Source organism: Nitrospira sp. NS4 (assembly GCF_049546785.1).
In the GTDB taxonomy this organism is placed as follows: domain Bacteria; phylum Nitrospirota; class Nitrospiria; order Nitrospirales; family Nitrospiraceae; genus Nitrospira_D.
This window is the reverse complement of sequence record NZ_JBMWAN010000003.1, coordinates 614,393-629,971: the sequence shown is the minus strand read 5'-3', so window position 1 is coordinate 629,971 and position 15,579 is coordinate 614,393. Positions and strand designations below refer to the sequence as shown.

14 protein-coding genes and 1 pseudogene are annotated in these 15,579 nt (G+C 59.7%); 11 read left to right on the top strand and 4 right to left on the bottom strand.

The window, feature by feature from the left end; translation table 11 throughout:
* Positions 1-38 precede the first annotated feature (38 nt).
* The 3 genes from coaE (at position 39) to thiI (ending at position 2,882) form a co-directional block, all read left to right on the top strand.
* Positions 39-641 carry a dephospho-CoA kinase gene (gene coaE, locus ACO9S2_RS11745; RefSeq protein WP_423722504.1) on the top strand — a complete coding sequence of 201 codons (603 nt, stop codon included), beginning with the start codon at positions 39-41 and terminating at the stop codon, positions 639-641.
* Between the two features lie 52 nt (positions 642-693).
* Complete coding sequence (gene trxB / locus ACO9S2_RS11740; RefSeq protein ID WP_423722410.1) at positions 694-1,614, top strand: thioredoxin-disulfide reductase; 921 nt, start codon at positions 694-696, stop codon at positions 1,612-1,614.
* A gap of 89 nt (positions 1,615-1,703) precedes the next feature.
* Positions 1,704-2,882 carry a tRNA uracil 4-sulfurtransferase ThiI gene (gene thiI, locus ACO9S2_RS11735; protein WP_423722408.1) on the top strand — a complete coding sequence of 393 codons (1,179 nt, stop codon included), beginning with the start codon at positions 1,704-1,706 and terminating at the stop codon, positions 2,880-2,882.
* On the opposite strand, the gene ACO9S2_RS11730 is transcribed toward thiI, so the two are convergent.
* Positions 2,866-3,423 carry an SRPBCC family protein gene (locus ACO9S2_RS11730; RefSeq protein ID WP_423722406.1) on the bottom strand — a complete coding sequence of 186 codons (558 nt, stop codon included), beginning with the start codon at positions 3,421-3,423 and terminating at the stop codon, positions 2,866-2,868. The genes thiI and ACO9S2_RS11730 overlap by 17 nt on opposite strands.
* Positions 3,424-3,518: 95 nt before the next feature.
* Between ACO9S2_RS11730 and ACO9S2_RS11725 the strand changes: the two genes are divergently transcribed.
* From ACO9S2_RS11725 to ACO9S2_RS11710, 4 genes are all read left to right on the top strand, one after another.
* Entirely contained in the window at positions 3,519-3,884 is a 366-nt protein-coding gene (locus ACO9S2_RS11725; protein ID WP_423722404.1) for a hypothetical protein, read from the top strand.
* Positions 3,885-3,889: 5 nt separating this feature from the next.
* Entirely contained in the window at positions 3,890-4,831 is a 942-nt protein-coding gene (queG, locus tag ACO9S2_RS11720; protein WP_423722403.1) for a tRNA epoxyqueuosine(34) reductase QueG, read from the top strand.
* 126 nt (positions 4,832-4,957) lie between these two features.
* Positions 4,958-6,301 (top strand): sigma 54-interacting transcriptional regulator, encoded by a 1,344-nt coding sequence (locus ACO9S2_RS11715; RefSeq protein WP_423722401.1) that lies wholly within the window; start codon positions 4,958-4,960, stop codon positions 6,299-6,301.
* Positions 6,302-6,534: 233 nt separating this feature from the next.
* Positions 6,535-7,227 carry a S16 family serine protease gene (locus ACO9S2_RS11710; protein ID WP_423722399.1) on the top strand — a complete coding sequence of 231 codons (693 nt, stop codon included), beginning with the start codon at positions 6,535-6,537 and terminating at the stop codon, positions 7,225-7,227.
* Between the two features lie 45 nt (positions 7,228-7,272).
* On the opposite strand, the pseudogene ACO9S2_RS11705 reads toward ACO9S2_RS11710, so the two are convergent.
* Positions 7,273-7,443 (bottom strand): annotated as a pseudogene (locus tag ACO9S2_RS11705) (Smr/MutS family protein); the annotation flags it as partial.
* Between the two features lie 317 nt (positions 7,444-7,760).
* On the opposite strand from ACO9S2_RS11705, the gene ACO9S2_RS11700 reads away from it, so the two are divergent.
* Entirely contained in the window at positions 7,761-9,137 is a 1,377-nt protein-coding gene (locus ACO9S2_RS11700) for a deoxyguanosinetriphosphate triphosphohydrolase (protein ID WP_423722397.1), read from the top strand.
* 335 nt (positions 9,138-9,472) lie between these two features.
* Here the strand turns inward: ACO9S2_RS11700 and ACO9S2_RS11695 are convergent, their stop codons facing one another.
* The gene (locus ACO9S2_RS11695; protein WP_423722395.1) at positions 9,473-9,697 is read right to left on the bottom strand and encodes a Smr/MutS family protein; all 225 of its coding nucleotides are present in this window, start codon (positions 9,695-9,697) and stop codon (positions 9,473-9,475) included.
* Positions 9,698-10,059: 362 nt separating this feature from the next.
* Here ACO9S2_RS11695 and ACO9S2_RS11690 point away from each other — a divergent pair, with 362 nt between their 5' ends.
* On the top strand, positions 10,060-10,377 hold the full coding sequence (locus tag ACO9S2_RS11690; protein ID WP_423722393.1) for a TRL-like family protein: 318 nt from the start codon (positions 10,060-10,062) through the stop codon (positions 10,375-10,377).
* A gap of 244 nt (positions 10,378-10,621) precedes the next feature.
* Here ACO9S2_RS11690 and ACO9S2_RS11685 read toward each other — a convergent pair whose 3' ends face one another.
* Positions 10,622-13,027, bottom strand: coding sequence for an endonuclease MutS2 (locus tag ACO9S2_RS11685; RefSeq protein ID WP_423722391.1), 2,406 nt, complete (start codon positions 13,025-13,027; stop codon positions 10,622-10,624).
* A 259-nt stretch (positions 13,028-13,286) separates the two neighbouring features.
* Between ACO9S2_RS11685 and gap the strand changes: the two genes are divergently transcribed.
* A complete protein-coding gene (gene gap, locus ACO9S2_RS11680) occupies positions 13,287-14,297 on the top strand; it encodes a type I glyceraldehyde-3-phosphate dehydrogenase (protein ID WP_423722389.1) in 1,011 nt (336 codons plus the stop codon).
* A gap of 82 nt (positions 14,298-14,379) precedes the next feature.
* Positions 14,380-15,579, top strand: coding sequence for a phosphoglycerate kinase (locus ACO9S2_RS11675; protein ID WP_423722387.1), 1,200 nt, complete (start codon positions 14,380-14,382; stop codon positions 15,577-15,579).

The window sequence follows — 15,579 nt, the reverse complement described above, 5'->3', positions numbered from 1 at the left end:
TCTTGTGGGGCACCACCCTGCGTGCTAAGCTCAGCGCCATGATTCTCGTAGGACTCACCGGCGGAATCGCCACGGGGAAAAGTACGGTCGCCAGAATGTTCAAGCAATGCGGCGCGGTCGTCATCGATGCCGACCAGCTGGCCCACGACGTCGTGAAGCCGGACAAACCAGCCTGGCGAGAGATCCTCAAGACATTCGGCAAGGCCGTCCTCAACCCCGATCGCACCCTCAATCGCCAGGCGCTGGGGGCCATCGTGTTCGGCAACAGGACCAGGCTGCGCCGGCTGGAGCGCATCATCCACCCCCGTGTCGCCCGCGAACAAGCCAGGCTGACCAGACAAGCCGCCAGAAAAAATCCGAAGGCCGTGGTGGTTTACGACGTTCCCCTCCTCTTCGAAGCCGGAGTCGATACGCGGGTAGACAAGATTGTCGTCGTCACCGCGGATCGAGAAACCCAAATCGCCCGGCTCAAAAAGCGCAATGGCCTTTCCCGGGCCGCAGCCTTGCGGCGCATCAACAGCCAGATGCCGCTGGCCGAAAAAATTGCCCGGGCAGATTTTGTCATCAAGGGCCCCCTCACGCCCACCGCACGAAGGCAGCAGGTCCGTTCCATCCTCCTCGCGCTTCGATCACCTGATTAAGCAAGCCTCCCCCCCTGCATTCCGTTTTCGCTCTATGCTAGATTGCACCCCCATGCGACACGTCGTCATCATCGGCTCGGGACCGGCTGGTTTGACCGCCGCCATCTATGCGGCCCGGGCCAATCTGTCCCCGCTCCTGATCGAAGGCTGGCAATCCGGCGGACAACTGACCACCACCACGGAGGTGGAAAACTACCCCGGCTTTGCCAAGGGCATCATGGGGCCGGAGTTGATGAAAGATATGCGGGCGCAGGCGGAGCGCTTCGGCACTGAATTTCTCACCGGCGACGTCACCGCGGTAACGCTGACACAGCGGCCCTTCACACTGACCGTCGATGGCGAGCAGGTGATCGAGGCCAGGACTGTCATCATTGCCACCGGCGCCTCGGCCATCCAGATCGGCCTCAAGAATGAGGCCCGCCTGACCGGCCATGGTGTGTCCACCTGCGCGACCTGCGATGGCTTTTTCTTCAAAGGGAAAGAACTGATTGTCGTCGGCGGCGGCGACAGCGCGCTCGAAGAGGCCATCTTTCTCACAAAGTTCGCCACGAAAGTCTCGCTCGTCCATCGGCGGGACAAACTCCGTGCCTCGAAAATCATGCAGGAGCGGGCGATGAAGAGCGAGAAGATCGCCTTTGTCTGGAACTCGGTCGTCGAAGACATCCTGGGTGGAGAGGTCTTGACCGGGGTGCGGCTCAAGAATGTGGTGACCGGCAGGATGACGGAAGCACCCTGCGACGGCGTCTTCGTCGCCATCGGCCATCGGCCGAACACCTCGCTCTTTGCGGGCCAGATCGAGATGGACGAGAAAGGCTACATCCGGACCCGCAACGGAACCGCCACGAGTATCCCCGGTGTCTTTGCCGCAGGCGACGTGCAGGATTCCACATATCGCCAGGCTGTCACCGCCGCCGGGTCCGGCTGCATGGCCGCCATCGACGCGGAACGCTTCCTGGAATCGTCCGAAACGTGATGCGTGATCAGTGACGGGCGACAACAAACCAGCATCGAACAGCACATTCACAACACTTCACTCATCACCGATCGCCATTCACTAGCACCATGCGTTGCGCCATCGTCCACTACCACGAGCTCGCCCTCAAAGGTCGTAACCGCGACTACTTTGAGCAACGGCTGGTCCGCAACATTCAGTTCGCGCTGCAAGGCCTGGGGATCACCCGGGTGGAGAACCTCCGCAGCCGCATTCGCGTGATCCTGCCGCCGGAAGCCGACGGCGCCGTCGTCAGCGAGCGGCTCGCGCGCGTCTGCGGTATCGCGAACTTCTCCCTGGCCCGCGCGGTCCCCCTCAACCTGGCCGAGCCGAACCTTGAGGAACTCAACGCCGCCATCATCGAAGAGCTTCGATTGAAATCCTTCTCGACGTTCCGCGTGACGGCGAAGCGTGCCGACAAACGTCTGCCGCTGACTTCGATGGATGTGGAGCGCATGGTCGGCGCCGCCGTCCACGAGCGCACGGGCAAACCGGTCAGTCTCAAAGACCCGGACCTCACGATCTATATCGAGCTACTCTCGAAAGACGTCTACTTCTCAGCAGACAAAATCCAGGGTCCGGGAGGGATGCCGGTCGGCGTGAGCGGGACGATCGCCTGCCTCATCTCCGGCGGAATCGATTCGCCGGTCGCCGCCTATCGCATGATCAAGCGCGGATGCCGGGCCGTCTTCGTCCATTTCTCAGGCCGGCCGCTGGTGAGCCGGGCCTCCGAAGACAAAGTCCGTGAGCTGGTCCAGACCCTGAGCGCCTATCTGTACGACACCCGGCTCTATGTGATCCCTTTTGGAGAGATCCAGCGTGAAATCGTGCTCCGCACACCCGCTCCCTTCCGGGTCGTCCTGTATCGCCGGATGATGCTGCGGATCGCGGAAGCCTTGGCAAGAAAAGAACAGTGCTGGGGCCTGGTGACGGGAGACAGCCTGGGGCAGGTGGCCTCTCAGACGCCGGAGAACTTGTCGGTGGTCGAAGAGGCGGCGGGACTGCCGATCCTCCGGCCGCTCATCGGAATGGACAAACTGGAGATTACGGACGAGGCCAAACGCATCGGCACCTACGAGACATCCATCGAACCGGACCAGGATTGTTGCAAACTCTTCACCCCGCCGCACCCCAGCACAAGGACACGCCTTGAGGAACTCCTGAACGTGGAGCGAGCGCTGGATATCCCCCGCCTCGTGCAACAGGGGCTCGACAAGGCCGAGCTGTCCGACATCACTTTCCCTGCCTAGCGAGGGCGAGCCCTTTCTCCCGAACGATCGCAAAGTGGCTGTCCAACTCTCGCCGCATCGCCACGGCGACCATCCAGTCCGGTACGACCGTCTCAATCTCGACCAGCAATTCGAACTCGGCCTTCGTATGGGTCCCTCCGTCGACCGGGATGAGTTTCCAGAAGCGGTGATACTGTTTGAAATCGCCGCCCGTCAATTCCGTCAGCAGCCCGCCGGTCGGCAATGTCCGCGACTCGCTGAGCAGCCGCCGCTCTCCAGGAAGCAGCGCATGCTCGATCCGGATATCGGTCAGCACCTTGCCGTCCTGTTCCCGAATCTCCGCCATGCGCATGCGCGTATCGAACAGTTCCGGCCAATGGGCATAATCGGTCAGCAGCCGCTGAATGATGGCCGGCGCCACCGGAAAGAGAATCGTGGCCGTCGCCTTCACCCCGCCGCCGGGCTCCGTATACACCTCCAGCGCGACGGGCTCGGCGGCAAGGCTCCGCCCGACATCACCGGACATGAGACCGACCAGGAGAAACAACACCCGCCAGAACATGGCGCGATTATACCCAGCCTGTACCACCCAGGCGAACAAAAGCGCGGGCTTGCTGCATTGACGCAGCCAAACGTCACTGTGCTAGGATGCGCGCTATGAATCGCTGGACCATCCTTGTCCTCATGGCCATCGGCCTGTGGAGCCTTTCAGACAAGGCTCACGCCCAGCCCATGGATGACTCGCGCGCGACCACGGAACAGTCCTGCAGCTTCGGCATGGGCAAGGGCGAGCCCTCGCACAGTTGCACCGTCCCGTTTCCTCCGGGATGCCGTGTGGCGGAAGCGCCAGGCTCCACGAAACCCTGGACGACCATCTCAAAAGGCGGCCGGCTCTTGTGCCGTTTCGATGAGAAGACAACCGACTGGAAGACCAAAATCACCGGCACCTGCGGCCGCTGCCAATCCGGCCATTGCTCGGCCCAGTTCAGCGTCCGCTACGACTGCTCTCCTCCTCAGCAGTAACTCTTATGGCCCTCGCCAGGGCAATCAAACAAGAAGCACAGGCGATCGGATTCGATGCCGTGGGCATTGCCCGCGTCGACACCGCTCCCGCTCTGCCATCCATGCTCGCCGCGCGCCTCACCGGATGGCTGCAGCGCGGCTTCCACGCCACAATGGCCTGGATGGAACGGACGCCGGAGAAGCGGGCCGATCCCCGCCTCGTGCTCCCCGGGTGCCGATCGATCATCGTCGTCGGCATGAACTATTTCACCGGTCATCGCGCGGACGAACGGCCTGGCCACGGCCGCATCGCCCGCTATGCCTGGGGGAAGGACTACCATGAGGTGCTCGAAAGCAGACTGAAGGCGTTAGAAACCAGGATTACGGCCCTCGCGCCCAATGCCGCGACGAAATCCTACGTCGATACCGGCCCCATCATGGAAAAAGCCTGGGCCCAACAAGCCGGGCTCGGCTGGATCGGCAAACATTCCAACCTCGTCTCGGCCGAGCATGGCTCCTGGCTCTTGCTGGGGGAAATTCTCACGACGTTGGACCTGGACGCGGACGAACCGGCAACCGATCTCTGCGGCAGTTGCACGCTCTGCCTTCAAGCCTGCCCCACCCAAGCGATCGCCGAGCCCTACATCGTGGACGCGAACCGCTGCATCTCATACCTCACCATCGAACTACGCGGGGCTGCTGCTGTGCCGGACGAGCTCCGGCGCCGGATGGGCAACCACATTTTCGGCTGCGATGATTGCCTGGATGTCTGTCCGTTCAACTTGCGCGCAGAGCCCACTCATGAACCAGCATTTCAGCCCTCCCCGGCGACTTTGGCGCCGGATCTGGATGCGCTTGCCCAACTGGACGACGCGGCGTTTCGCCGCACCTTTCAAGAAAGTCCGATCAAACGAGCCAAGCTGGCAGGGCTCCAGCAAAATCTCTCTATCGCCAAGAACAACCAATAGCCGAACGCCAAGCCCGCAGACAGCTTTCCCTAAGAACACCGCCCCCTTTATTAGGTCCAGCAAGAGGAGTAACCTATAACGAGTCTATCAGTGGTTCGAAAGGAGCCCTAATAAGGAGTCCTCCGAATGAACCCCACGACCTTCCTCCTGGTTTCGAGCGATATTCAAACGCGGCGTACCCTTGAACGGGTTGTCCCACGGCATGCCGTCATTCTCACAGCAGACACCCCGTTATTGGGAATCCGGCAGATCCAGCAATCGGATCCGGCCTGCGTCCTGTGCGAAGGCACCCCGCACACGGTGATCCCCCTCATCCAGGAGGCCCGGCTGCACCAACCGAGCCTACCCGTCATCGTCATCGGCCCCCAGGCCTCAATCCACGACGCCGTCGAAACCATGCGCGCCGGCGCAGCCGACTACCTAACCAAACCGCTGGATCCCGAAGAGCTCGAGGCCGCCATTCGCCGGATTCTCGTAACAGGGGAACCGGCTCAAACAACGCTAAAACCGGTTGACCGATTCGATCTGATCGTCAGCGTCTCTCCGCAGATGAAACTGATGAAGCAGCTGGCGCGCGAGGTGGCTCTCACCGACGCCGCCGTGCTGATCACCGGCGAAAGCGGGACGGGAAAGGAGTTATTCGCCCAAGCCATCCACTACGCCAGCCCGAGAGCCCACGGCCCTCTGGTCGCGCTGAATTGCGCCGGCATTCCCGAGCATCTCCTCGAATCGGAACTGTTCGGTTACCACCAGGGCGCGTTCACCGACGCCAAACACACGAAACCCGGAAGATTCCAACTCGCGGAAGGCGGGACACTCTTTCTGGACGAAATCGGCGAGATGAGCCCTGCCGCGCAGGCCAAGCTGTTACGGGTGCTCGAAGACCATACCGTTGACCCGCTGGGCGATACCCACAGCCATAAGGTCAACATCCGCATCATCGCCGCGACGAATGAAGATCTCCCGGCGCACATCAAGACCGGCCGCTTCCGGCTCGACCTCTACTACCGGCTCAACGTGTATCAGCTCCGGCTTCCCCCGCTCCGCGAACGGCCCGAAGACATCGAACCGATCCTTCAACGTTTTCTGGGGCAGGCCCGCGTCGAGCGGGGCTGCCGCATCACCGGCCTCGCCCCCGACGCCCTGGCAATTCTCCAGCGCCATTCCTGGCCCGGCAACGTGCGGGAACTCCACAATGTGGTCGAATGGCTCACCATCACCTGCAAAGCGGACAGGATCGAAGCCCATCACCTCCCTGCTTCCGTAAAAACCGGGAAAGCACCGGAACAGGCCAACGGTGAACTTAAGCCCTCGCTCCTCGCGTTTGGCCTGTCCGTTCAAGACATGGAAAAGAAGATGCTGGAAGAAGCCTTGCGAAAATCGGGAGGAAACATCTCCGAAGCCAGCCGGCTCCTCAAAATTACGCGCAACACCCTCCGCTACCGCATGGCCAAGTATCATCTTTCCTAGCACTCGTCCTTCGTAGTACCCCGCTCACTCCAGATCATCCTTCTTCCCCACCAACGCACGCCTGACGTCCATCATTCAGGGCTCAACCGGTTACTCCGTTGTTGCCGAATACTGACGACTCCTGCTCGATACCGAGATCCACCACTCTTGAACTCAAGCCACTGCGCCGATGACCGGTATCACGATATCAATAGGCGCACCTCAGACGTCATACCACAACCCGAAGGAGTCCCGTGGCTCACCTTCGATCTCTGACTGGCTCTCACTTCCCCTCGATGCACGCGACGACGCTCCGGTTGCTCCTTCTCATGACGTTCCTCGGCGCCGTCTCCACGGCCCCCGCTGCCGCCGCCCCGCGCGAGGAATTCATTCCCGTCTTGAGCAAAGTGTTGGAGTCCAACACCTCAGGAACCGTGACCTATGTGCGTGTAACATTCGATACGCGATCAGACTCGTCGGGACTCGTCCTCCGCTTCAAAGAGGCGCCGGGCCGCTTTTCTCACACCGCCAAGCAATCCATCGAAACCGCGATCCGACGCGCCGCCCAATCATTACGCCTTTCCGCCGACTCCTGGACGGTCGCCCTCTCCGTTTCTTATGGGGGAATTACCATCTATGGCGAGAGTCTCTCTGGAATGGTGGGACTCAGTGTGGCAGCCATGGCAACAGGACGCACAATTACACCTGGGCTTCTCATGACCGGGATCATTACACCAGAAGGTCGGATCGGTCCCGTTGGATCCGTGCCGTTGCAAATTCCCGCAGCCGGCCGCGCCCGTCTAAACCGTGTCCTAGTGGCCAAAGACCAGACCATCGCTGAACGCGATCGCACGACCCTTCCCGTCATGCAAATCTCCCCGATCGGTTCTGTAACGCAGGCCTTCCATGAATTGACGACTGCCCCTCCCAGCTCTGATAGTCGCTAGGCTTCTCCCTCCCGAAGCTGTGCGATCGTCACCCCCGTCCCCGCCCTCCGCCCGATCTCCGGGACGAAACTCGGCCACGTATGGCGAGCCTCTCAGATACTCACGCAACGCGGATTTCAGACGACCCGTCCCATGGCCATGGATGATCCATAAGAAGGGCGCGCCATCGAGTGTGGCTCGATCCAGGGACGCGACGACCTGATCGAGCGCCTCGTCGGCGGCCTGCCCACATGCACATCGACCACTGTCTGTTCATCCAGCCCCAACCCGCCACCGGTCGAAATGACGGCGATGGCTCGACGAGGATAATAAGTCGATAGTCACGCCTGCCTCCGTTCCACGTCTTGTAGTTTCCAAGAACAAGAGTGACAGGTAGCCAAGCTAGCTAAGCTTCAATATGATTAGGGAGATTCTTGACAGCGATTCCCGAAGTGAGGATAGTTACTGAAACTGCAACTCGACCAGGGACAACGCCCTACCGTAGGGACTCAATAATTGGGCACAGAGACTCTTATGGCTACAGGAGTACAAGCATGAAATGGGAAAAACTTCTATCGCCGACTAGGCTTGGGGAGGAAAAGTCCACTCCCACCACTCCGGAAATACGCACACCATTTGAGGCAGACGTTGATAGAATTATCTTTTCAAGCGCGTTTCGTCGCCTAAATCGAAAAACGCAGGTCCATCCGCTCGCAGCAAACGATCATGTGCACACACGCATGACCCATAGCTTAGAGGTAGCTCGCGTTGGGAAAAACTTAGGTAAAGCCTTAGGATTTCGCATCGAGGATAAACTACCCAAAGGTATTAGCCCACACGACCTTGGCAGCATCGTTGAGGCCGCGTGCCTGGCCCATGACATAGGCAACCCACCATTTGGACATGCAGGTGAAGAAGCAATCGCACATTGGTTCGAAAACAATGGCAGCAGGTTTTTTGGCAGCCTCTCGAAAGATCACAAACGAGATCTGATGATATTTGAAGGAAACGCACAAGGTTTTCGCATGATCACACAGACTGAGAACCGTCTGTTCGAAGGAGGGCTGCGGCTCACCTATGCGACACTCGGCACTTTCCTTAAGTATCCACGAACTAGTCGTGGCCCCGAGAGGAAGTTCGGCGCATATTTGACTGAAGAACCAATCCTCGAACGAATCGCTACTGAGCTAGGCTTAGTTTCCAAAAGCAAGCACACATGGAGTAGGCACCCCCTCGCACATCTTGTCGAGGCAGCAGACGACATATGTTACGCAATCATAGATCTGGAAGACGCAGTGGAGCTGAAGATACTCTCATTCGACCAGGTGGAGGAAATTCTCCTAAGCCCATTCGCTGAGAGTGAGAGAACTAGCATCCGTTCCACCTACGGGCCCAAGGCCGCACATAGAGTTAACCTAGCTCGGCTTCGTGGGCCGGTTTTCGAACTAATGATCTCCGGAACTATTGAAGCATTCATCAAGGGGTATGACTCCATCATGCGTGGAGAGCTTGATCATACCCTTTTTGAATTGCTAGGGGACGATGACCCAAGGAAAGCGTTTATTGCTGCGGCAAAGGACCGTGCCAGAACCGATATCTTCATGGATCAGAAGAAGGTTGAGACAGAACTTGGATCTTACGCGACATTTGAATGTCTGCTCGACGCCTTCTGTCAGGCAGCAGTCGACGCAGCACAACACTTCAAGAGCCCCAAGGGAGAAGCAACCTTAGCATGGAAATCACAGCACGTTTTGCAGCTACTTGGCGACCATGCTCCATCAGAAAAAAATGTACCACCCGGAGCAACTTGGAGTACGTATCAGTGCCTGAGGCGGGTTATTGATTTCGTCAGCGGCATGACAGACAACTACGCAACCTACGTCGCAAAGCAACTTCAAGGTGCTGCATTTGCTGGCGTACAGCGACCTTGACACCTGCAGGAAATGCCTTGGAATTAGGCTGGAACATTCCCTTATTGAATGAGTTTGTAACCACAGTCGCGCTCTCGCCGGCCGATCCAGCGAATCCTTCCAAACTCGCCTACTACCTCTTAAAAAGTAGCCTGATTACCCTCGCACTCCTCCGTCAAACAAGAAGTTCCCAAGATTACGCGTTGGTATACACATCCGCCCCAATCCTCATCTCCCCCTCCACCGTCATTACGGAGTGGACTAATTGTCGTTCACTGTGGGCATCGCACGAGCACATTCTGCTCGTGCGCGTTCCGCGAGCAAGAAGGAAATCTGGCCGCTCACGTTCCCCTCTTCTAGCGCAACGTCACCACCGTCACGCCATCGCCGCCTTCGGCGCGGTCGCCCGGGCGTATGCCGGCGACGTAGGGAGAGTCCTTCAAATACTCTCGTAGCGTGGCCTTGAGCTTTCCTGTCCCGTGGCCATGAATGATCCGCAGAAACGGCGCGCCATCGAGCGTGGCCCGATCCAGCGCCGCGATGACCTGATCGACCGCCTCGTCTGCTGCCTGCCCGCGCACATCGACGACCGTCTGTTCGTCGAGCCCCAGCCCGCCGCCGGTCGGAAATAAGTTGCTACGCTAGTACATGTCCAAGGACACAAACTTGCCGAGGCACGCGCAGCATGAGTCGAACGCCATCTTTCACCGTCTGGACACGCGCCCAAGAGGTTGTCTCAACTTCGCCATGCCCCTGGAGGTCGCTGCACACCTGCGTCATTATTCGCCCCTCGCACTTGGAAGGTGAAACCGCCAAGTCATTGACTCCCCCACGTCTTCCTTGTATACCTCTGCCGTAAGAAGTGCGCTTTCAGAATGTTCGGATAGGGTGAGTTCTGCTCCGAAGAAAGCGCGTATCTCAAACGCCTTGAAAGGGGGAGAGCATGAAACAAACCTTGGTCATCGGCTTGCTCGGTCTTGGGGTCATTGCGATAACGGGTTGTCAGCCAGTTGCTTCACCACTGATGGGCCTCATCTATAACGAGACAAAGTTTGGCTATGAAGCCACGCAGAGTCCTAATGCCACCAAAGAAGGCAAAGCCTGTGCAAACACAATCATGGGATTAGTGGCAACCGGTGATGCAAGTATCACAGCTGCTAAGGCCGCTGGCGGAATTACCGAAGTCTCTCATGTGGACCATTCGGCAAAGAGCACTCTGGGTATCGTCGCCGAATTTTGCACGATCGTGAAGGGCAAGTAACTACTTCCCTCAAACAATTTCGGGAGGGCCTGGGCAAGTCCCAGGCCCTTTCCTTATTCGCCACAAATTAATGGCCTCAGACACCATTCTCTGCGCCCATCCAGCAATCCTTCAGATCTCGCACCTTCTCTCTTCGTGAATGGGACTGATTGACCTCCCACTCCACGTATCCCACGAGCCTCTTCCCAAGCCACGCGCTGTATGAGCACAGGTAACCATCTAGGCTGCTCTCTGCTGTTTTTTCTCACCGGATCGTCACAACCGTGACCCCATCGCCGCCTTCGGCGCGGTCGCCCGGGCGGATGCCGGAGACGTAAGGAGAGTCCTTCAAATACTCTCGTAGCGTGGCCTTGAGCTTTCCTGTCCCGTGGCCATGAATGATCCGCAGAAACGGCGCACCATCGAGTGTGGCCCGATCCAGCGCCGCGATGACCTGATCGAGCGCCTCGTCTGCTGCCTGCCCGCGCACATCGACCACCGTCTGTTCGTCGAGCCCCAGCCCGCCGCCGACCGAAAACCTGCGCGGACTGGTTGAGGATGAGGGCGCCGGGGGAGTTGACGCAGCCGCCCCGCGTGCCAAGCCGATGAGATTCGCCACCGTGGCCAGCACTTCGCCTTCGCCCACTTTGACGCGCACGCGCTTCCTGCCCTGCGGCGCCTCCAGCAAACTTCCCGTCATGCCCAACCCGGAGATCTCCACAGAATCGCCGATGCTGAGATGCTCGACGGGAATCGGTTCATCTGCCGGCGCGAGTTCCTGCCTGGTCTGAGCCTCCATCTCACTCAGCCGTTGCTTCGTCTCCTTGGCCTTGATGAGCTTCTGCTCGCGCTTGAAGGCATCGACCGTCGCCTGTACTTCGGCCCGCGCGCGCTGGAACTGCTCGCCCAATTTTTTCTTGAGTCCTTTGCGGGCTTCCTGCTCAGCTTCTTCTAACCGCGCTTGCAGCGCTTTCGCCTCGCCGGCCGCCAATTCTGCTTCTTCCCTGGCTTGCCGCGCCCGTGTCGCGTCTTCGGCCAACTGACGCTGTTTCTGCTGCAAGTCGACCATCAGATCTTCCAGCCTTCGATCCTCATGGCGCAGCCGCTGGCGTGCATCAGCCAAAATGGCCGCATCCATGCCCAGACGGCCGGCGATCTCCAGCGCCGACGAGCCTCCCGGAATCCCCAGAAACAGCCGATAGGTCGGCGCGAGGCGCGTCACATCGAACTCCACACTGGCGTTGGCAAATCCCGCGGTGGTCTGTGCGAGTTCCTTCAGCGGGCCATAGTGGGTTGTGGCTACCACCTTCATATTCAGCGCTGCCAAATGACAGAGCAGCGCTTCCGCCAGCGCCGCACCCTCTTGAGGATCGGTCGAGGTCACCGGCTCATCGAGCAACACCAGCGACCGGGATCGGTCCCCCGAAGACCGCGTGGACTCGGAGAGCAGCTGGACCATCTGCGACATGTGGGCGGAGAAGCTGGAGAGGTCCCGGCTCAGATCCTGCGCGTCGCCGATGTCGGCATAGAGGTCGGGAAAGATCGCCATCTCGGATTCCGGCGCGCAGGGCAGATGCAGCCCGGCCCGCACCATCAGGGAAAACAGCCCGACGATCTTCAGCGTCACCGTCTTGCCGCCGGTGTTGGGACCGGAAATCACGAGGACGCGAATCGATTCGCCGAGCAGGATGTCGTTCGGCACCACCTGATTCTTGGCCAGCATCAGCAGCGGATGCCGCGCCTGCTTCAACATCACGCGGCCGCAATCGTTGAGCGAGACGGGGCTGGCCTTGAGCCGCCGGCTGAGCGATGCCTTCGCCTGAAGGCAATCCAGTTCCGTGAGCACCTCGACGCCGGACTGCACGGCCTCGGCGTTTCCCGCCACGAGCAGCGTGAGTTCACGCAGGATGCGCCGGACCTCCCGATCGATCTCCAGATCGGCGACCTTGATCGAATTGTTCAGTTCCACCAGTTCGCGCGGTTCCAGAAACACCGTGGCGCCGCTCGCCGACACATCATGCACGATGCCGGGAATGCGCCCGCGCATGTCGGCCTTCACCGGCACCACATAGCGGCCTTCCCGCTGCGCAAAGTAGAATTCTTGGAGGACCTCCTCATAGCGGCTGGAGTGCAGGATGCGATCGAGTTGCTCCCGCATGCGCTGCTTCAATTCTTGGGCCGCATGGGTGAGGCGGCGCAACTCGGGGCTCGCCGACTCCTTCATCGCACCGTCCGGTTGAATCGCGGCATCGAGCGCCCGCTTGAGCGCCTGCAACTCCCGCGTCCACTGCAACGGAGCTGCGACAGACATTACTGCAGGCGCAGCAGTCTGATGGCGCGCGACAAACCGGGCCGCCTCCTCCATCAGGGTGAGCACGAGCCCGCAGTCGCGTAACTCAGCGGCTTCGAGCACCCCGCCTTTGTGGGCACGCTCGACCAACTCGCGCACATCCGGGAAAGACAGAGCCGGAGCCGGATCACTCCCGTCCACCAATCGGAGCCACTCGGTCGTCTCCTGCTGACACCGGATCAATACGTCCAACTCATCGTGAAGAGTCAAGGCCCGGCAGCGCGCCGCGCCCAGCACGGACTGGGCTCCTTGTGCCAGGCAGTCGAGCAAACGGGGCCATTCCAGGGCCTGCGCGGCTTTTTCTGAGAGGGTCTGCTTCATCACAGCATCATGGATCCGGTAGCGAAATGAGGATGGCAGGACTCTAGCGAAGAGATCGCGCGAGAAGCAAGGCAATCGCCCGCCGTCCCCGGGGAATTCTACTGAACCGGGACACAGAAAAAGGCCTCGAAACACTAGTGTTTCGACGAATATTCCCCCTTCGTACAGCTTGACAAGGGTCTAGGGCGTCGATACTATCGCGATCATGATTGCGGGTGATCTGCACCCGCCTGGTTATTTAGTAAAGGACATACTCGACATGGCTATTCGCATCGGCATCAACGGATTCGGACGTATCGGACGCAACGTGTTTCGGGCCTCGCTGGGAGACCCGGAACTGGATATTGTCGCCATCAACGATCTTACAGACGCCAAGACCCTGGCGTACCTCCTCAAGTACGACTCCGTGCACGGCACTCTCAATGTCAGCGTCGAAGCGAAAGACGATCACATTGTCGTCGACGGGAAACCGATCAAGGTGCTTGCCAAGAAGGACCCCAAAGAACTCCCTTGGAAAGATTTGAATGTGGATGTGGTCATCGAATCCACCGGCCGCTTCACGGATCGGGAGGGTGCAGGCAGGCACCTGTCGGCCGGAGCCAAGCAGGTGATCATCTCGGCTCCCTCATCAGATCCGGACGTTACGATCGTTCTCGGCGTCAACGATAAGGATTTTGATCCAAAATCACACCACATCATTTCCAACGCCTCCTGCACGACCAACTGTCTCGCGCCGGTCGCCAAGGTGTTGATGGAAAACTTCGGCATCAAGCACGGCGTGATGACCACGATTCACTCCTACACCAACGACCAGCAATTGCTCGATCTTCCGCACAAAGATTTGCGACGGGCGCGTGCCGCCGGTATGTCGATGATTCCGACCAGCACCGGCGCAGCCAAAGCGTTGCACCTGGTGATCCCGCAGTTAAAGGGCAAGATGGACGGTCTGGCCATTCGCGTCCCGACTCCGAACGTCTCGCTCGTCGATCTGACGGTGGAAACCGAGAAAGATTGCGATATCGCCTCCGTCAATGCCGCCTTCAAGAAGGCGGCCGAAGGCCCGCTGAAGGGCATCCTGAACTATTCGGAGGCCCCGATTGTCTCAATCGATCAAAAAGGAGACCCCCACTCGGCCACCCTGGATGCGCCGCTCACCAATGTGATCGATAAGCGGTTAGTCAAAGTCACCGCCTGGTACGACAACGAGTGGGGTTATTCGTGCCGCGTCCGCGATCTGATCAAGTCGCTCGCGGCCAAGGCCAAGGGGTAACACCACGCCCCGATGATCGCTCCCGTTCGATGTCGCTTCCGTCTCGCCACGACACGCCGGGGAGCCCCGTGAAGGAGCACGCATGAACCTGCGGAAGCAAACCATCGACGACGTCGAGTTGCGCGGAAAACGCGTGATCATCCGTGCCGACTTCAATGTCCCCCTCGACGAGGCCCTCCAGATTACCGATGACACCCGCATCCGCTCGACCCTCCCGACCATCAACCGGGTCGTCGACGAAGGAGCCAAAGTCATCCTCTGCTCGCACCTGGGGCGTCCCAAGGGTGCATTCGATCCCCGATACAGCCTCGCTCCCGTCGCCAAACGGTTGAGCCGCCTGCTGGGCAAGGAAGTCCTTTTCGCTCCGGATTGCATCGGCCCCGCCGCCGAAAAGCTGGTGGCCAAAATGAACCCCGGCGACGTGTTGCTGCTGGAGAATCTTCGTTTTCACCCCGGCGAAGAGAAAAACGACGAGGCGTTTTCCAAAGCGCTGGCCTCTCTGGGCGATGTCTTTATCAACGACGCCTTCGGCGCCGCCCATCGGGCTCACGCCTCAACGGTCGGCATCACGAAATTCATCAAGGCCTCGGCCGCCGGGGCGCTCCTCAAGAAAGAAATCGAGTATCTGGAAGGGGCCGTCGAGAACCCCGTTCGCCCGTTTGTGGCAATCCTCGGGGGAGCCAAGGTGTCCGGGAAAATCGGCGTCATCGAAAATCTCGGGAAGCGCGTCGACAAGGTCATCATCGGTGGCGGCATGGCCTTTACCTTTCTGAAGGCCAAGGGATTTGAAATCGGGAACTCACTGGTCGAAAACGACATGCTAGACTTCGCGCGCGGCATCGAAGACCATGCCCTCTCACGGGGGGTGAAATTCTATCTGCCCGTCGATTGCGTGGTGGCGGCCAGCCGGGAACCGGGCGCTGAAACGAAGATCGTGCCGGTTCAGGAAATCCCCAAGGGCTGGTACGGACTCGACATCGGTCCTGCCTCGGTGAAATTGTTCAGTGAGGCCCTGCAGGATGCCAAGACGATTCTGTGGAACGGGCCGATGGGGATGTTCGAAATCGACGCCTTCGCCCGCGGCACGCTCTCCGTGGCTCATGCCGTGGCCAATGCCTATGCCTTGACGATTGTCGGCGGCGGAGAAACGGCGATGGCCATCCACCGTGCAGGCGAGTCCGACAGCATCTCCTTTATTTCGACCGGCGGTGGCGCAGCCCTGGAGTTGCTGGAAGGGAAACAACTTCCCGGCCTCGCCGCGCTGCCGGACCGGGCAGTCTAG